The organism is Neorhizobium sp. SOG26 (genome assembly GCF_003491345.1).
Taxonomy (GTDB): Bacteria; Pseudomonadota; Alphaproteobacteria; order Rhizobiales; family Rhizobiaceae; genus Neorhizobium; species Neorhizobium turbinariae.
In genome coordinates, this window is sequence record NZ_CP025512.1 from 2,525,001 (window position 1) to 2,543,741 (window position 18,741).

An 18,741-nucleotide genomic window follows, 5' to 3' on the forward strand; every position below is an offset into this window, starting at 1 on the left:
ACAAACAAGTCAACACACCTCAAAACAAAAAATACCAAAATCAGACAACCTGTTGATGATGCTCGTGAAATTCGGACAATCTGTCGAAAGCGGCTCAATTTGCCTCTGTTCTCGCTCCGCAACCCTGACCTTTCCTCCACTCTTTGGGTGCCTGCCTCAAATCCGCCGCGACATCTCCACAATCGCGTGGTTACCCGGCATCATGTGGAGCGCGAACCATTGCGTCGCCCGCGGGTTCTTCCCCGTGGCAACCGGCGGCAACCTTGGTTTGACTCTCCCTGTCGAAACGGGCACATGTTTGGCCCAAGGTTCCAAAGGCAGTATGATAAGCTGCATGCGGTTATAACGAGTACGAGGGACTGGCTAAACTGGCATGACGACAGCCCGCAGCACAGCACGCGCGCTTGGCAACGAACCGCCGATCCTGGCGGACGGTCGTCGTGCACCCGATCGCCGCGAAATCTCGCTGCGCTGGCTGTCAGGCACCTTCCTGACCGGCATCACCTCCTCCATTCTCATGGGCGTGGCGCTTTTTGCAGCGCTTGACGGGCGCCAGCAGCTGGCCACCCCGGCCGAAGCCTCCGTTGGCATCATCGATGACGAGCCGGATACGGCCTCGCGCGGCAAGCGCCTGCTGGCGAGCAACATCGTCGCCATGCCGACCGACCGAAAGGTTCTGGAAGTCTCCACCGTCGTGCACGAGGGCAACAAGGAAGTCATTCGCCGACGCCCCTTTGCACATGTGAAGATGAACCTTGCCGCCAACCACGTGGCCCAGGAAGATTATCCGGACTTCAATCCCCTGACGATCTTCGCTTCGAGCGAGACCCTTCCTCCCCCCGCCGCCCGCACCGGCACGCTATACGGCTCCAATGTCGAGTCCGAAGTCAGCCTCCAGACGGTTTCCTTCCCCGCAAGCGGCATCACCTACGAATTTGCCCCGGCGATGACGCTGGAAGAGGTCGAGGAGAACGTCCGATCCAACGGTTCGGTGCTCACCGACGGCAATACCCAGCTCTCGGCCCTCTATTACGTCGACCCGCAGCGCTTCTCCTCCCGGGATGATGGCACCGGGCTCGATATCACCGCAGGGCTTGCGGCGCGCATCGTTGAGGAAAACATCTCCGTTTCGGCGCCTGAGCCGATCACCAAGCGCACCCGCGAATACGCGGAAGACGTCATCCCGGTCCGCAAGCCCCAGACCGTGACCCAAGCCATGGTCGAGGTCGGTTATCCGGAAGCCAAGGCCCGCGAGATCTCCGGTTACCTGCAGTCGCGCCTCGGCGAAGCGGATCTGGTCGCGGGCGACGTGCTGCGCATCGGCGTCATCCAGGAAGGCCAGATGGTCATGGTGGTGCGTGCCAGCCTTTACCGGCAGGCCCGTCATCGTGTGACGGTGGCGCTTGATGATCGCGGTCGCTTCGTCGACGGCGAGGAGCCGCCGATGCTCGACGCGGTTGTGTCGGCCTTCAGCGAACAGCCGCCGCAGGTGCTGACCGGTCGCGAATTACCGCGCGTTTATGACGGCATCTACCGGGCAGCCCTCTCCTACGGGATGAGCAAGGAAATGACCTCGGTGCTGGTCAAGCTGCTCGCCAGCAGCGTTGACCTTCAGGCGCAGCTGAAACCGACCGACAAGATCGAGGCCTTCTTCTCGGTTGCCGACGAAAAGGGCCAGGCGAACCGCAATTCCGAACTGCTTTACGTCAACGCCCGCTTTGGCGACACGACGACCCGCTTCTACCGGTTCCAGAATCCGGAAGACAACTCGATCGATTATTACGACCAGGACGGCAAGAGCATCCGGCAGTTCCTGCTGCGCAACCCGCTTCCGAACGGTCGCCTGAGCTCCGGCTTTGGCATGCGCAGCCACCCGATCCTTGGTCGAGCCCTGATGCATACCGGCACCGACTGGGCCGCACCGCGCGGCACGCCGATTATCGCCGCCGGCAACGGCGTCGTTGAAAAGGCAGGCTGGGATTCCGGCGGCTACGGCAACCAGACGATCATTCGCCACGCCAACGGTTATGCCTCGTCCTACAACCACCAGAGCGCGATTGCCTCCGGCATCCGCGCCGGGGTGAAGGTCACCCAGGGCCAGGTCATCGGTTATGTCGGCTCGACCGGACAGTCCACAGGTGCGCATCTGCATTACGAGTTGATGGTCAACGGTACCAAGGTCGACCCGATGAAGGTGCGCCTGCCGGGCGGCAGCTCGCTCTCCGGCAAGTCGCTTGAGCGTTTCGAGGAAGAGCGCCGACGCATCGACGCGCTTCTCAACACCCAGCCACCGGATGAAGTGGCGAGCCGCTGATCAGCTCTCATTTCCAGAACGTTCAAACGAAAATGGCGGCCGAGCCGCCATTTTCGTGTTCGTGCTGCCGGTTACGCAGCTTCACTCAGGTCGCCCTGCCGCTTGACGCGGAACAGAAGCCGGTCCGAGCCTGCCGATACGGCCACCGTCGAACCATCCGGCACGTGACCGCCCAGGATCTGTTCGGCGAGCGGATCCTGCACGTATTTCTGGATCACCCGCTTCAGCGGACGTGCGCCATAGACCGGATCGTAACCCTTCTCGGCCAGCCACTCGCGTGAATCCTCGCCGAGCTCGATGGTGATCTTGCGTTCGGCAAGCAGGTTGAGCAGGCGCTTCATCTGGATATCGACGATCGCACCCATCTCATCGCGCTTCAGGCGATGGAACAGGATGATCTCGTCGACGCGGTTGAGGAACTCCGGACGGAATGCCCCCTTCACCACGTCCATCACCTGGTCACGCACGCTGTCGACATCTTCGCCGTCGCTCAGGTTGGTCAGGTATTCGGCACCCAGGTTCGACGTCATGATGATCATCGTGTTCTTGAAGTCGACCGTGCGGCCCTGCCCGTCCGTCAGGCGCCCGTCATCAAGCACCTGCAGCAGGACGTTGAACACGTCCGGATGCGCCTTCTCGATCTCGTCGAACAGCACGACCTGGTACGGCTTGCGGCGAACCGCTTCCGTCAGCGCACCGCCTTCGTCATAACCGACATAACCCGGAGGTGCACCGATCAGCCGGGCCACGGAGTGCTTCTCCATGTATTCCGACATGTCCATGCGCACCATCGCCGTCTCGTCGTCGAACAGGAAGCGCGCGAGAGACTTGGTCAATTCGGTCTTGCCCACGCCCGTCGGGCCGAGGAAGATGAACGAGCCAATCGGCCGGTTCGGATCCTGCAGACCGGCGCGCGAACGACGCACGGCACGGGAGACAGCCTGGACGGCATCACCCTGGCCAACGACAGACTTCGCCAGTTCGTCTTCCATCCGCAGCAGCTTTTCACGCTCGCCTTCCAGCATCTTGTCGACCGGGATACCGGTCCAGCGGGAAACGACATGCGCGATCGCATCCGGATTGACGACTTCCTGAACCATGGCATTGGCCGAACTGTCGTGGGCTTCCGCCTCGACAAGCCGCTTTTCGAGATCCGGGATCACGCCATAGGTGAGTTCGCCGGCGCGCTGGTATTCGCCCTTGCGCTGGGCGGTCGCCAGTTCGTTGCGTGCCTCGTCGAGCTGCCGCTTCAGGTCCGCTGCCAGGCCAAGTTTCTGCTTTTCAGCCTGCCAACGCGCGGTCAGCGCATCCGCCTGCTCCTCGAGCGCGGAGACTTCGGCTTCAAGCCGCTGCAGACGGTCGGCCGAGGCACTGTCGGTTTCCTTCTTCAGCGCCTCGCGTTCGATCTTCAACTGCATGATGCGCCGGTCGAGTTCATCGAGTTCCTCGGGCTTTGAATCCACCTGCATGCGAAGACGCGAAGCGGCCTCGTCCATCAGGTCGATCGCCTTGTCCGGCAGGAAGCGGTCGGTGATGTAGCGGTTCGACAAGGTCGCCGCCGCAACAAGTGCCGAGTCCGAGATTCGCACCTTGTGGTGCTGCTCGTACTTCTCCTTCAGGCCGCGCAGGATCGAGATCGTGTCCTCCACCGTCGGCTCATCCACCATCACGGGCTGGAAGCGCCGGGCAAGGGCCGGATCCTTTTCCACATGCTTGCGGTATTCATCAAGCGTGGTCGCGCCAACGCAGTGTAACTCACCGCGGGCAAGTGCCGGCTTGAGCAGGTTCGAGGCATCCATCGCACCGTCGGACTTGCCGGCACCGACCAGCGTGTGCATCTCGTCGATGAACAGGATGATCTCGCCATTTTCCGCCTGCACTTCGTTGAGCACGCTCTTCAGCCGCTCTTCGAACTCGCCCCGATATTTCGCGCCGGCGATCAACGCCCCCATGTCGAGCGCCATCAGCCGCTTGTCCTTGAGGCTTTCCGGCACGTCGCCGTTGATGATGCGCAGCGCCAGGCCTTCGGCAATCGCCGTCTTGCCGACGCCCGGCTCACCGATCAGCACCGGATTGTTCTTGGTGCGGCGCGACAGGACCTGGATGGTGCGGCGAATTTCATCGTCGCGGCCGATCACGGGGTCTAACTTGCCGTCGCGGGCTTCTGCGGTCAGGTCGCGTGCAAACTTCTTCAGCGCCTCGAAGCCCTGTTCGGCATTGGCGCTGTCAGCGGTGCGGCCCTTGCGGATATCGTTGATGACCTGGTTGAGCGCCTGCGCGGTGACGCCGGCCTTCTTCAGGGTCGCGGACGTCGACGCCGTGGTTTCGATCACCAGCGCGAGCAACAGGCGCTCGACCGTGACGAAGCTGTCGCCGGCTTTCTTGGCGGCGTCTTCGGCGGTCGCGAAAACCTTGGCAAGCGGCTGCGACAGGTAGATTTCGCCATTGCCGCCCGAAACCTTCGGCAGCTTGGCGAGTGCGGCGTCGTTGGCGATACGCGCTTCCTTGGCATTACCGCCGGCGCGTTCGATCAACGAGGATGCCATGCCCTGGTCGTCATCGAGCAGGACTTTCAGCACATGTTCTGGCGAAAACTGCTGGTGGCCTGATGCCAGCGCCTGCGTCTGCGCCGATTGAAGGAAACCGCGGACGCGCTCGGAATATTTTTCGATGTTCATACTTCGACCTCCTGAATCGCCCTGCCCTTATAAGGCGCAGGCCGATGGTTGAGATTGAGCTCCCTCAAAGGCGAGCCCTGCCGGCGAACCGGCTTGACGAAGATATGGTGGGTTTTCAGTACGATTTAAAGAGCCGAACCGGTCTGAAACATGCGCTCCGAAACGCAAAAAACTCCAGCCTTTCCGGCTGGAGTTTTTCTGTTTGCTAGGTCCGTGAGGAGCTTATTCGCCGGCGGCTTCCGCCAGTGCCGGCTGGTCTGCCTCTCCGTCACCGCTGGCGTCTTCGCCAGCGCCTTCACCACGGCGCGGACGACGCGGACGGGCGCCGGCTGCACGGCGGCGACGCGGTGCCGCTTCGGTCTGTGCGGCTTCTTCGGCAACCACTTCCGCAGGCGTGCCTTCGATGACCGGCTGAGGGCCGGTGCCATCGACGGTTACCGGTGCTGGAGCAGCCGGTGCAGGTGCTACACCTTCGCCACCCTCACCGCCCTCGGCGGCAGCAGGACGCTGCGGACGGTCGGGGCGCCGTTCGCGGCGCTGATTGCGGTCGCCATCGCGACGGTTTTCGCGCGGCTGCTGATCCTGGCCCTGCGCCTGCTGTTCGCGGCGCGGCTGCTGGGATTCGGAAGCCTCTTCGCCAACCGTCGGCTGCTGGGAATTGCCCAGTTCGTCGCCATCGGCCGTGTCCAGGTCGTCCTGGTCAATCGAATTGCCGTCGCGGTCCTGGAAATCGCTGCGGTCCTGATGCTGGAACCGATCCTGCATCTGCGCCTGTGCGGCTGCGATGATGCGGTTGTAGTGTTCTGCGTGCTGCAGGTAGTTTTCCGCCATGACACGATCGCCGGAGCTTTGCGCATCCCGGGCAAGTTGGGCGTACTTTTCGGCAATATGCTGAGCGGTGCCACGGATCTTGATGTCCGGTCCGGAGCTATCGTAGGTCCGGCTGAGGGGATTGCCCCCCTTGCGGTTGAAATTGTTATTGTTGCCGCCGCCGCCGTTGTTGTTATTGCCGCGCCCTCGACCGCGATTTTTCTGCTGTCCTGGCCTCATATATCGTTCACCAACTCTCTGTCTTCGCTGATAAGGGCCACGCGGCCTTCCGGTCCAAGCCGGAACAAGACTTCGCGTGCCGCGCACAGGCCGACTTTGGCGTCCTGCCGCTTGTTCTAAGTCAAATTAACTGAATCACACACAAGGGACCGTTCAACCTTAGCAGTTCCCCGAAAAGAACTGGTTCAAGGGTTGACCTGATAACCCGAACGAATCGCTGTTCATTCCCAGCCGTCCCAGTGCGTGCTTTTCAAGCTATCCCGCTTCCTCCGGGAATCCAAGCCTTTTCTTTTGCTATGCAAAATCATGACTTGGCCACGGAAAACACGAGTACACGATCATTGTCACCATAGTCCCGTCTTGCTTGCGCGAGCGTAAAGCCGGCGGAGCAAAATATCGCAGAAACAGTGTCCTTCTGATCGTATCCAATTTCGACGCCGATCACGCCGTCCTTCTCAAGGAAATCTGCCGCCTGCGCGGCGATCGCGCGATAGGCTTCCAGGCCATCGGGCCCGCCGTCTAGTGCGGCCATGGGATCGTAATCCCTCACTTCCGGTTCAAGTTCCGGAATGACATCGCTGCGTATATAGGGCGGATTTGACACGATTATGTCGAACCGCCCGGAAATCTTGTCGAACCACCGACTGTTGATCGCGCTGAACCGCTCGGCCAAACCCAGTCGTTCTGCATTTCGCTGTGCCGTTGCAAGAGCATCGTCTGAAATATCACTGCCGATGCCTTGGGCTTCAGGACATTGCGCAAGAAGCGCCAGCACGATCGCACCGGTTCCGGTGCCAATATCCAGGACGCGTGCCGCACCCTTGGTTGCGACGATCTGCCTCAACTGGGGAAGAACGGTTTCAACCAGGACTTCCGTGTCCGGGCGCGGCTCGAGCGTTTCTTTCGAAAGCAGGAGCTCCAGTCCGTGAAACTCACGTGAACCTAATATGCGGTGCACCGGCTCCCTTTTCAAGCGGCGCTCAACCGCTTTCGAAATCCGCTCGTCTTCAGCCGCTGATACCGGCCGGTCCGTGCCGGTGAAGACTTCCGTGCTGGTCAATCCCAGCAGCCCGCCCACCAAAAGCCGCGCCTCGATGGCGGAGTCGGGAAAACCGGCTTCAGCAAGGCGGCTGCGGGCATCCGCGACAGCTTGCCCGAGCGTCCTCATCCCTGCTGCTCGCCGAGCTGCGCAAGCTGCCCAGCCTGGTAGTCAGAGATCAGCGCATCGACCACTTCGTCGATATCGCCCTCCATCATGCGGTCGAGCTTGTAGAGCGTCAGGTTGATGCGGTGGTCGGTCACCCGCCCCTGCGGGAAGTTGTAGGTGCGGATGCGCTCCGACCGGTCACCGGAACCGACCTGGCTCTTGCGGTCCGCGGACCGTTCGTTGTCGATCTTCTGCCGCTCCATGTCGTAGAGCCGCGAGCGCAGCACCTGCATCGCCTTGGCACGGTTCTGGTGCTGCGACTTCTCCGACGACGTCACCACGATGCCCGTGGGGATGTGGGTGATGCGCACCGCCGAGTCCGTTGTGTTGACGTGCTGGCCGCCAGCGCCGGACGAGCGCATCGTATCAACGCGGATGTCTTCGTTGCGGATCTCGATGTCGATGTCTTCTGCCTCGGGCAGTACGGCAACGGTTGCCGCCGAAGTATGGATGCGCCCTTGCGTTTCCGTGTCCGGCACGCGCTGCACGCGATGGACGCCCGATTCGAACTTCAGCTTGGAGAACACACCGCGGCCGGAGACATTCGCGATGATTTCCTTGAAGCCACCTGCTTCGCCTTCGCTGGCGGAAAGCACCTCCACCTTCCAGCCCTTGCCGGCGGCATAACGCTCATACATGCGAAACAGGTCGCCGGCGAAAAGTGCGGCCTCGTTGCCGCCCGTTCCGGCACGGATTTCCAGGATCGCACTCTTCTCGTCGGCTGCATCCTTGGGAAGCAGCAGGACCTGCATGTCCTTCTCGAGCGCCTCGACCCGCTCTTCCGCCTCTGGCAGTTCCATCTCGGCGAGTTCACGCATCTCGCGATCCGTCGACTTGTCGGCGAGCATCGCCTTCAGGTCGGAGACTTCAGCGATCGTCTTTTCGTAATCCCGGATCTTGCGCACTACGGGCTGCAGTTCGGAATATTCGGAGGCGAGCTTCACGTAGACATCGGCGGCCGGACCTTCGGACATACGCGCTTCGATTTCACCGAAGCGACGTTCCAGCTCACGCATTTTTTCGACAGGAAGCTTAGCCACCCTTCACGCTCCGTTTTCTTCTTATCGTTCTAGATCGGGATGTTGTTGGTTTCTGCATACCGGAGGAGCAAATCGCGGATCGTCTCGTTCGATCGCGTCTCGTCCAGGGCAGCATTGAGTTCGCCCGCCAGGTGATCGACATCCAGCCCAAGCAGCATCGCCTTGACTGGGCCGACCGAGGTCGCCGCCATGGATACCGAGCGGAAGCCGATGCCAAGCAACGCCATGGCCGAAAGCGGCTTGCCGGCCATCTCGCCACACAAGGTCACCGGCGTACCGTTGCGCTCCCCGGCGCGGGCAATATCGCGCAGGATACGCAGGAATGGACGGCCGAGGTTGTCGAAGCGATCCGACACCCGCGCGTTGCCGCGATCGGCCGCCATCGAAAACTGGAAGAGGTCGTTCGAGCCGACCGAGACGAAATCCACTTCCTGCATCAGCTCATCGAGCTGCCACATCAACGCCGGCACTTCCAGCATCGCCCCGAACTGCAGCTTGCGCGGCAGGCTGTGCCCAAACTTGGAGAGATGCTGCACTTCCTTCTGCATCAGGTCGCGCACCGCATGGATCTCGGAGACCTCCGTCACCATCGGCAACATCATCTTGAGTTCGGAGCCGGCCGATGCGCGCAGCAGTGCCCGAAGTTGCGTGCGCAAAAGCCCCGGCCGGTCGAGCGCCAGGCGGATCGCCCGCCAACCGAGCGCCGGGTTTTCTTCCTCATGTGCGCGGAAATAGGAGACGACCTTGTCGCCGCCGATATCGAGCGTCCGGAAGGTCACCGGCCGGCCAGCGGCCTGCTTGATGACATTGCGGTAGAAGGCTTCCTGTTCCTCGAGCTTCGGCATGGTCGAGGCGATCATGAACTGCAGCTCGGTGCGGAACAGTCCGATTCCGTCAGCGCCGGATTCGGCAAGTTGCGGCAGGTCGACCATCAGGCCGGCATTCATCTGCAGGCTGATCCGCTTGCCGTCCTTGGTCACCGGTTCGACATTGCGCAGAGCCCGGAACTGCTCCTGCCGGCGTGCCCGCAGGCGCACCTTCTCTTCATAAGCCTTCTGAAGATCGGCCATCGGCCGCAGGTGGATCTGCCCGTCGTCGCCATCGATGATGATCGGGTCGCCGTTTTCGGCAAGCGCCACCACGCCGGTCCCCTGCCCGACGACCGGGATGCCCATGGCGCGTGCAACGATGACCACATGGCTCGTCACCGCGCCGTCTTCCAGAACCAGGCCGCGCAGCCGTTCGCGCGGATAATCCAGCAGTTCTGCCGCACCCATGGCGCGCGCAAGAATGATCGCGTCGGCCGGGAAGCCTTCGCCCGTCATGCGGCCGGAATAGCCGGTCAGCTGCCGCAACAGCCGGTTGGCAAGGTCGTCGAAATCATGCATCCGCTCACGCAGATACGGGTCGGTCAGGCGCATCATGCGCGCCTTGGTATCGCTCTGGACCTTCTCGACGGCGGCTTCCGCGGTCAAGCCGTTGTGGATCGCCTCTTCCATGCGGCGCACCCAACCCTGGTCGTGCGCAAACATGCGATAGGTTTCCAGAACCTCGCGATGCTCGCCTTCCTGCGCCACCTCCCGGCGCGAAAGCATGTCATCAATGGAGATACGCAGGCTGCCGAGCGCTTCAGCCAATCGCTCGATTTCGGTGTCGGAATCCTCGTTCAGAAGATTGGTGACAACGATGCGCGGCTCGTGCAGCACCACATGGCCAAGCCCGATACCTTCGTTATAGCCGTCGCCATCGATCGTCACCGCACGGGTAAGGTCGAGCTCAAGCCCTGGACGGGTGATCTTCTTCAGCTCGCCGGTGGCGATCATCTCGGCGATCACCATCGCCGTTGTTTCAAGCGCCTCGAGCTCATCCTCGCGATAATTGCGACTCGCCCGGTTCTGCACGACCAGAACGCCAAGCGTCCGCCCGGCCCGCAGGATCGGCACACCGAGGAAGGAGTGGTAGATTTCTTCGCCCGTCTCGGGAAGGTAACGGAAAGCCGGATGCGCCTGTGCGTCGGAAAGGTTCAGCGGCTGCGCCGACGCGGCAATCGTGCCGACGAGGCCCTGCCCCATCTTCAGCTGGGAAAGATGCACCGCTTCCTTGTTTAGGCCCTCGGTCGCATAAAGCTCGAGAACGCCGTCTGAACGCAAGACATAGACCGAGCAGACCTCGGCCACCATGTTGCTGGCGATCTGTCGGACGATCCGGTCAAGACGCTCTTGTGGATCGAGCGGCTCCGCCATCAATTCGCGCAGCCGCTTCAACAGTACGCGCGGACCTGCCGACAGGTCTCTCATCGGCATCACTGCTCCCGAAACGAGATCATCCTATCCGGGATGGCACAACCTGACGGTGCACCGAACCGGCTCATGTTTAACTCTTATCGAGACCGTAGGAGGAATGCAAAGTCCGAACTGCGAGTTCGGCATATGCGCCGTCGATCAAAATGGAGATTTTGATCTCCGAGGTGGTGATCGCACGGATATTGATGCTCTTGTCGGCCAGCGCCTTGAAAGCCTGCGCGGCGACACCGGCGTGGCTGCGCATGCCGATACCGATGACGGACACCTTGGCGAGGCCCGATTCGGACTGCACGACGTCAAAGCCAATCTTTTCCTTGTTGTCCTCGAGCACGCGCAGCGCCTTCGGCACGTCACCGGACGGCACAGTGAAGGTCATGTCGGTGCGCGAGCCGTCCTCGGAAATGTTCTGGACGATCATGTCCACATTGATATGCGCGTCGGCCAGTGGCCCGAAGATCGCGGCCGAAACGCCCGGCCGGTCGGCCAGCCGCCGCAGCGAAATCTGCGCTTCATCCTTGGCATAAGCGATGCCGGTGACGACTTCCTGTTCCACGATTTCTTCCTCGTCGCAAATCAAAGTGCCGGGCGGGTTAAGCAGGTCGCCCATGCCCGGCGCATCGGGATCCTCGAAACTTGAACGTACGAATGTCCGCACCTTGTGGACCATGGCGAGTTCGACGGAGCGCACCTGCAGCACCTTCGAACCGAGCGAGGCCATTTCCAGCATTTCCTCGAAGGAAACCTTCTTCATGCGGCGCGCGGCCGGCACGATGCGCGGATCGGTCGTGTAGACGCCGTCCACATCCGTATAGATGTCGCAGCGATCGGCCTTCACCGCAGCCGCAATCGCCACCGCAGAGGTATCCGAACCGCCACGGCCGAGCGTGGCAATGCGGTTATCCGGGCCAATGCCCTGGAAGCCGGCGATCACCGCCACCTGGCCTTCGCCCATCCGCTTGATGATGTCGCTGCCGTCGATATCAACGATGCGGGCGGCGCCATGCGTGTTGTCGGTGCGGATCGGGATCTGCCAGCCCTGCCACGAACGTGCATTGATGCCCATCGACTGCAGTGCGATCGCCAGCAGGCCAGATGTTACCTGCTCGCCGGATGCCACGACGGCATCGTACTCGCGCGCATCATAGAAAGGCGACGAAGCACCGTTGACCTTTGGTGTTTCCTGGACCCAGCCGACCAGTTCGTTTGTCTTGCCGGACATCGCCGAAACCACCACGGCCACTTCATGGCCGGCGGCGACTTCGCGTTTGACGTGGCGCGCGACATTGTGGATGCGTTCGAGATTGGCGACGGACGTGCCGCCGAATTTCATGACGATGCGAGCCATACGACAAACCATTCGTTCGCCCGGACTTTGGGAGCGCCCCGGCGTCTGCTGACAAGAATCTTGGACGCCCGCCCTGAGGCGGGATCAACAAGTTGCCGGTCTCATATCGAAAAGGGTTTGCCGGTGCAATGCCTCCAAAGGCCGCAAACGGTACGGCTCCCAGGCTTATCATTGGCACACAGAAGAAGGGCCGCTCTGCGCGGCCCTTCGTGTTCATTCAGATGGAATATCGATCAGCCCGGATTCGGCAGTGCCGGGCATCCCGGGCCGCGCGGACGATCGGTCGGGCACGGGTCCGCACTACCGCCACCACGGTCTGGCCGGCGGATCTCGCGGTTCCTGTCGCGGTCGCGCGCATTGTCACGATCCCTGTCGCGGTCGCGGGCCTGTTCCCGACCCCGGTCCCGGTCCCGATCACGGGCTTGGTCACGATCCCGATCGCGGTCCCAGCGTGGGGGTGCCGGCGGCTGCCGATCGCCAGGGCGCCATTCGCCGCGGTCCCGGTTGCGATCACGGTCACGATCCCATCCGCCGCGGTCGCGGTCGCGGTCACGTTCCCAGCGGGGCGGCGGCGGCAGCGGACGTTCCGAACGCCAGTCGTAGCGGCGCCAGCGGTCGCGCTCGCGGTAGAAGTCGCGGTCGCGATAATGGCGGCCCCAATAGGTGTTGACGTCGAAGGTCACCGTCGGGATGCCGAGGCCGCGATAATAATCCGGCGCGATGTAGACCCGGTTGGAGCGATAGGTCGCCTGGATATAATTACCCGACACCCAGCCGCGTCCACCAGCAAAGGATACGTCGCACCAGTTGACCGTGCTCATGCAGCCATTGATCGTGATTGGCGAACCGACTGGAATGACCACCACGGCCGGGTACTGCGTGCTCGGCCCGGAACGCATGTTCACGTTGGCGGTTGCCTGCCCACGCACGGCCGCATCTGCGATAGTCGGCGCAACGAACATGGCGCCGATCGCTGCAAGCGACATCAGAAATTTCTTCACTTGGGCTTCCTCCTGAGAAACCAACAAAAGTCCAAGCAGGTTCATGACCCTGGACCACCACGCCTAACAATGTCGTGGCCGCATCATAGTTCCCTGAACGTCCTGAACCGTCGATGAATGATGTTCCCGACCTCATTCACGCCGGCTGGCGCGCCGGTCCGGTAGACTGCCGCTCGGCAATCCGGCAGGCCAGTTCCACCCGCCGCGCCGGATGCGCAAGCCCGGTGAGCGACTCCCTCAACAGGTCGAGCGCCACCCCGCCAAGCTCCCGCATCGGGATATGCACGGTGGTCAGCGGCGGATTGAGGAAGGCTGCTTGCGGCAGGTCGTCCATGCCCATCACCGAAACGTCGCCCGGCACCGTGTAACCCATCTGCTGCACGCCCATCATCGCGCCGACGGCGAGGCTATCACCGGCCGTGAGCACGGCGGTGAAATCAAGCCCGCGCTTCTTCACCCGCTCGCTCACCGCCTGCGCCGCGAGCTCCGGCAGCCAGTCGTCCACCTGCACCACCAGATCGTCGGGACAGTCGAGGCGATGCTGCCGAAACGCATCCTGCCAGCCTTCCCGGCGCCGCTCGATGGTGCGTCGACCCGGCCGCATCAGGAACAGGATGCGCTCGTGGCCAAGCCGGATCAGGTAGTCGGTGGCGACGTGCGCTGCGGAGCGATTGCAGGGCGACACGCTGGAAAGCAGCATGTTCGGATCGTCGCCATTGATCAGCACCACCGGCTTGCTGAAGCCGCGCGTCGCCTTGAGGATCCCCTCGTCGTCAACCGTGAGAAACAACAGTCCTGCGACATCCGGGTCGGCGCGGGCATCGTCCAGAACCAGCTTTTCTTCCGCCTGGTCGGCAATGGCGCGGGTAACGATCTCCAGCCCCAGCGCCTGCGCCCGGTCGCGCAAGCCTTCCAGCACATAGAGTGTGAACTGGTTGCGGACATAGTCGATCATCGCCGCACTCGAGGCCGCCAGCACCACCTTCTTGCCGGCGACGGAGGCGGAAACGGAATAGTTGCTGTCCTTGGCCGCCTCCAGGATCCGCTCTCGGATATCCGGTCGCACGCCTTTCTCGCCGGCAAGCGCGCGCGAAACCGTGCTCAGCGACACTCCAACCTTGTCGGCAATATCCTCCAGCCGAACGCGCCGGCTCTTCTTACCGCGCTTTCCCGGAACGACGCTTGCAGCCATGCAACCCTCCCACTTTTCGTGCGCAACCTGCAAAAAATTTTCATATTGCGCAATCAATTTCCCAATGTTTTGATAGGTTACCGTCCGGAGAGGCGGATAAATGATGCTGCCTTCTTCGCGGGGCGGTCATGGGAGGAGACATACGATGGGCCTGTTCGCCCGGGACATTCGTCACAAGCTCGACCTGTTGGTGGCCGGCATGACCGGGCTCAAGGCCGATGGTCGCTTTCACGAACCCAATCTCGATGGCACGGCCGGTGACTATATCTCTTTCGACAGCTGGGAATGGCCGCAGGGCGTCGGCCTTTACGGCCTGATCCGCCTTTGGCTCTTCACCGGCAACAATGACCTGAAGACGCTGATCGAGAATTGGTACACCTCACGCATCGAGGCTGGCCTGCCAACGCTCAACGTCAACACCACCGCGCCGATGCTCGGCCTTTCCGTCCTCTGGCGCGAAACCAGGGATCCCCGCTGGCAGCCGGTTCTGGACGCCTGGGCCAACCGCGTCATGAGCGAAATGGGTCGCACCCACGAAGGCGCCTTCGAACACCACGTTTCCGACAAGGTGAACAATGACGAGCTATGGGACGACACGCTTTACATGGTCGCCCTCTTCCTCGCCTCTTATGGCCAGGCAAGCGGGCGGAGCGAACTCGTGGATGAAGCGGCGCGCCAGTTCCTCGTCCACACCCGTTACCTCGCCGACAGGAAGACCGGCCTCTGGTTCCACGGCTGGACCTTCCAGGGCCACCATAATTTCGCTGAAGCCCGCTGGGCGCGCGGCAATGCCTGGATCACCGCCGGCATGCTCGATCTGTTCGATCTCGCCGACATGCCGACCCCGGTGAAGGATTACCTGCTCGGCGTCCTGATCGCCCAGGTCAACGCGCTGCTGCCTTTGCAGACCGCCTCCGGTGCCTGGCGCACCCTGCTGGACGATCCAAGCTCATATGAAGAGATTTCCGCGACGGCCGGCTTCGGTTACGGCTTCCTGAAAGGCTATCGCCTCGGCCTCGGCACGCCGGAATGGCGCACGGCTGGCCTGAAGGCAGTGGAAGCGGTGCTCGCCAACATCGACGCGAGCGGCACCGTCCTCAACGTTTCTTATGGTACGCGCATGGGCCATGATCTCCAGTTTTACCGGGATATCCCGATCCAGCCGACCGGCTACGGCCAGGCACTGGCGATCCTCTGCCTGTCGGAAGCCATCCGGCATGTGGACGCCCATGGCGACGAACAGGAGCAGGCGGCATGACGATGAAGGTTCTCTACGGGGCAGGCCCCAACGACATCAAGACATATGACACGCAGCGCCTGCGTGACGAATTCCTGATGGAAGACCTCTTCCAGGCCGACAAGGTGAGTTTCACCTATACCCATGTCGACCGCCTCATTGTCGGCGGCGCGGTTCCGGTTTCCTCGACCTTGTCCTTTGGCTCCGGCGAGGACATCGGCACGCCTTATCTCCTGTCGGCACGCGAAATGGGCATCGCCAATCTCGGCGGCACCGGCACGATCACCGTCGACGGCCAGAGCTTCACACTCGAAAACCGCGACGTGCTTTACCTCGGCCGCGGCGCAAAGGAAATCTCCGCACAGAGCGCCGACGGCGCCAATCCCGCCCGCTTCTACATGAATTCCGTGCCGGCCGGCGCCGATATCCCGCACCGGCTGATCAAGCGCGCCGAGTCCAAGATGCTGACTTTCGGCGACGCGAAGCGCGCCAACCTGCGCAATCTGCGCATGTACATCCACCCGGAGGTCGCGCCCTCCTGCCTGCTGCTCCTCGGGATCACCGATCTCGCGGACGGCAATGTCTGGAACACCATGCCGCCCCACCTGCATGAGCGGCGCATGGAAGCCTATTGCTATTTCGACCTGCCGGAAGACGAGCGCGTCATCCACATCATGGGCCGTCCGGAAGAAACGCGCCATCTCGTCGTCAAGAACCTTGATGCGGTGCTGTCGCCGGCCTGGTCCATCCACATGGGTGCCGGCACCTCGCCTTATGCCTTCGTCTGGGGAATGACCGGCGAAAACCAGGAATACAACGACGTGGCGCCGGTCGCGCTGAAGGAACTGAGATAAGCATTGCCATGAATCCCGAAGCGAACTGGATGCGCAAACCTTTGAAGCCGGGCGATGCCGTCCGATACTGGCAGCTCGGCCGTATTGCCGAGGAACGCTTCGACGTACCCGACGCGCCGATGAAGGGGGAGATGGACCCCTTTTTCTTCCTGACGAAGGTCAAGAACTTCATCCCGCACGAATATCCCTGCCGCACCATCTTTGCCCAAACCTATCGCGGCAAGCGTCCGGATGTGCGCGGCGAATTTGAAGCTGCGCGCTGGTGGCTGCCGTTCGGCTCGCCGCGGCTTGATCTGTCCGGCTTCTGGTTCCGTCCTACCCGGCTCGCCACCTGGAGCCACACCTATATCGAGGCCGATAGCGCCGGCACGGCGAAGATCCGGCTTGGCACCTGCGGCGGCGCGGTTCTCTGGTTGAACGGCACCGAAATCGGCTGGATGGCACCCTATAGCCGCAACCTCGAAGCCAAGCAGGAATTCGAACTACCGCTGGAAGCCGGCCTCAACGAGATCGTCATCTTCTTCGATGACCTCGCCGAGCGCGATGCGCGTTACTTCTACCAGTTCGACTACCTGTCGGGCCCGACCGCCAGCGTCGCGATCCCCGTACCCGTCGCCGGTGCTGTCGCCGAAAGCCTGGAAACGGCACTTGACGGCATGCATCTCGACCGCCAGCATTATTTCGGCGGCGACATCACCGTCCTTTTCGCTGAGCCGCTGCCGATCGATGTCGAGGTCAACGTGGCGATCGAAGGCGACTTCATGTCCCGCGAGCGCTTCGACTACGATTTTGCTCTTCCGGCCGGCTCCAGCAGCCTCAACGTCGGCCCCTCCGACAAGGCACCAGCCGACTTTCGCCACCTGCGCGTCACGCTGAATGCCGGCGGCTTCGTCGCCGCCCGCTCGGTCGGCGTAGAGATCTGCCATGCCGCCCGCCAGAGCAATGCGCCCGCCTCGCTTGCCGAGCGGATCACCGAAACGCTCACCGAAGTATCGGAACATTCCGAACGCGATACCGTCCGGGCCTTTGCCCGCCTTGCAAGCGGACGCGCCGGTGAAGATACGGATGCCATGATCGAGGAGATCCTTCCTTCGATCGAGGATTGCCACGACTGCGCCGATTTCTCGCTCGTCCCGCTTATCTGGTCGCGCACCGTCTGGGGCAAGGACATCAATGAGAAGACCCGCGCCCGCATCGACAACGCCATCCTCAACTATCGCTACTGGATGGATGAGCCCGGCAACGACGTGCAGTGGTATTTCTCCGAAAACCACGCGCTGCTCTTCCACACCTCCGCCTATCTTGCCGGCAGCCTCCTGCCCGACGCGACCTTCGTGCGCTCCGGTCGCAAGGGATCCGAACAGGCCAAGGTCGGCGCCGAACGTGTGCGCGCCTGGCTCGACCACTTCGAGAAATGGGAAATGGCCGAGTTCAACTCCGCTCCCTATTTCCCGATCGACCTGAAGGGCCTCACCGCGCTTGCGGCGATCTCGCCCGACAAGGACATCGCCGACCGCGCCACGGCCGGCATCGTTCGGCTGTGCGAAGTCATCGCCCGCTCCGCCCATCACGGCATGGTCACCGCCGCCCAGGGCCGCTCCTACGAGCACACGCTTTGCGCCGGCCGCTCGCTCGAACTGTCCGCCGTTGCCCGCCTCATCTGGGGCAAGGGTTTCTACGGCCGCCGCGTCCACTGCCTGCCGCAGATGGCGGTCTGCCTGCGCGACCACGGGCTGGAGATCCCCGCGGAATTTGCCGCCATCGCCGATCACCAGGATGCCCGGGACCAGGAATGGCGGTTCGCCCAGGGCGAGAACGCCTTTGCTGCCCTCTACCACTACAAGGGCCGCAACTACGCGATGGGCTCCACCGTCCACTATCGCTGGGACGAATGGGGATACCAGGAAACAGTCCTGCACCTGCGGATCGGCGACAAGCCGGAAGCGGCGATATGGATCAACCATCCGGGCGAGACCATCCAGTTCGGTTACGGCCGACCCTCATTCTGGGGTGGCTGCGGCACCATTCCGCGCGCCCAGCAGTATCGCGGCCTTGCGGTTCTTCAGTTCACCACTCATGAGGAACAGCCGGACTTCACCCACGCCTGGTTCCCGCAGGCCGAGTTCGATGAGAGCCGCGTGTCCGGAACTCTCGCCCTTGCCCGCTCCGGTCACGGTGCGGTCCTGCTGCGCTCGAGCGCAGAGCTGCAGGCCGTCACCGAAGGCCCCTCTGCCGGTGCTGAACTACGCCAATATGGCCGCAGCACCCGCTGGATCGTGCGCGTCTGCGAGGCATCCGATCTCGCCGCCGTCGAGGCCCGGTATGGCGCGCTTGCCGTGACCGAGAATTCGGATGGCGCCTTCATTGTCGAAGACCCGGAATATGGTACCGTCATCTTCCGGGCCGATGGGGCAGTGGAAGCCGAAGGACGCATCATCGAACGCAAGGATTACACCGTCCGCGGCGACACGATGATGCTCCAAAGAGCCTGAGGTCTCAATCATAACCAAAAGGGACGGA

12 protein-coding genes are annotated in these 18,741 nt (G+C 62.3%); 4 read left to right on the top strand and 8 right to left on the bottom strand.

All coding sequences use genetic code 11. The annotated features are described in order from the left end of the window. Positions 1 to 373: 373 nt before the first annotated feature. Positions 374 to 2,314, top strand: a complete 1,941-nt coding sequence (locus CYG48_RS12495; RefSeq protein WP_118850679.1) for a M23 family metallopeptidase — start codon at positions 374 to 376, stop codon at positions 2,312 to 2,314. A gap of 71 nt (positions 2,315 to 2,385) precedes the next feature. On the opposite strand, the gene clpB is transcribed toward CYG48_RS12495, so the two are convergent. The 8 genes from clpB to CYG48_RS12535 all read right to left on the bottom strand — a co-directional run bounded on the left by clpB (position 2,386) and on the right by CYG48_RS12535 (position 14,130). Beyond that, the gene (gene clpB / locus CYG48_RS12500) at positions 2,386 to 4,992 is read right to left on the bottom strand and encodes an ATP-dependent chaperone ClpB (RefSeq protein ID WP_118850680.1); all 2,607 of its coding nucleotides are present in this window, start codon (positions 4,990 to 4,992) and stop codon (positions 2,386 to 2,388) included. A gap of 222 nt (positions 4,993 to 5,214) precedes the next feature. After that, positions 5,215 to 6,042, bottom strand: a complete 828-nt coding sequence (locus tag CYG48_RS12505; RefSeq protein ID WP_118850681.1) for a DUF4167 domain-containing protein — start codon at positions 6,040 to 6,042, stop codon at positions 5,215 to 5,217. Between the two features lie 304 nt (positions 6,043 to 6,346). Next, a complete protein-coding gene (gene prmC / locus CYG48_RS12510) occupies positions 6,347 to 7,210 on the bottom strand; it encodes a peptide chain release factor N(5)-glutamine methyltransferase (protein WP_118850682.1) in 864 nt (287 codons plus the stop codon). Further along, the gene (gene prfA / locus CYG48_RS12515) at positions 7,207 to 8,289 is read right to left on the bottom strand and encodes a peptide chain release factor 1 (protein WP_118850683.1); all 1,083 of its coding nucleotides are present in this window, start codon (positions 8,287 to 8,289) and stop codon (positions 7,207 to 7,209) included. Before prfA ends, prmC begins: the two co-directional genes overlap by 4 nt. Before the next feature lie 29 nt (positions 8,290 to 8,318). Continuing rightward, positions 8,319 to 10,586, bottom strand: a complete 2,268-nt coding sequence (ptsP, locus tag CYG48_RS12520; RefSeq protein WP_118851641.1) for a phosphoenolpyruvate--protein phosphotransferase — start codon at positions 10,584 to 10,586, stop codon at positions 8,319 to 8,321. Positions 10,587 to 10,662: 76 nt separating this feature from the next. Continuing rightward, a complete protein-coding gene (locus CYG48_RS12525) occupies positions 10,663 to 11,937 on the bottom strand; it encodes an aspartate kinase (protein WP_118850684.1) in 1,275 nt (424 codons plus the stop codon). Positions 11,938 to 12,170: 233 nt separating this feature from the next. Further along, the gene (locus CYG48_RS12530; protein WP_313791083.1) at positions 12,171 to 12,938 is read right to left on the bottom strand and encodes an SH3 domain-containing protein; all 768 of its coding nucleotides are present in this window, start codon (positions 12,936 to 12,938) and stop codon (positions 12,171 to 12,173) included. 136 nt (positions 12,939 to 13,074) lie between these two features. Further along, positions 13,075 to 14,130 carry a LacI family DNA-binding transcriptional regulator gene (locus CYG48_RS12535; protein ID WP_118850685.1) on the bottom strand — a complete coding sequence of 352 codons (1,056 nt, stop codon included), beginning with the start codon at positions 14,128 to 14,130 and terminating at the stop codon, positions 13,075 to 13,077. A gap of 145 nt (positions 14,131 to 14,275) precedes the next feature. Here CYG48_RS12535 and bglB point away from each other — a divergent pair, with 145 nt between their 5' ends. Genes bglB through CYG48_RS12550 form a run of 3 tightly spaced genes read left to right on the top strand, consistent with a single transcriptional unit; the run spans position 14,276 to position 18,713 of the window. Further along, the gene (gene bglB, locus CYG48_RS12540; protein ID WP_118850686.1) at positions 14,276 to 15,388 is read left to right on the top strand and encodes a beta-galactosidase BglB; all 1,113 of its coding nucleotides are present in this window, start codon (positions 14,276 to 14,278) and stop codon (positions 15,386 to 15,388) included. After that, positions 15,385 to 16,221 (top strand): 5-dehydro-4-deoxy-D-glucuronate isomerase, encoded by an 837-nt coding sequence (gene kduI, locus CYG48_RS12545; RefSeq protein WP_118850687.1) that lies wholly within the window; start codon positions 15,385 to 15,387, stop codon positions 16,219 to 16,221. The genes bglB and kduI overlap by 4 nt, the downstream gene beginning before the upstream one ends. Positions 16,222 to 16,229: 8 nt before the next feature. Next, the gene (locus CYG48_RS12550) at positions 16,230 to 18,713 is read left to right on the top strand and encodes a hypothetical protein (protein WP_118850688.1); all 2,484 of its coding nucleotides are present in this window, start codon (positions 16,230 to 16,232) and stop codon (positions 18,711 to 18,713) included. The last annotated feature ends 28 nt before the right edge of the window (positions 18,714 to 18,741 follow it).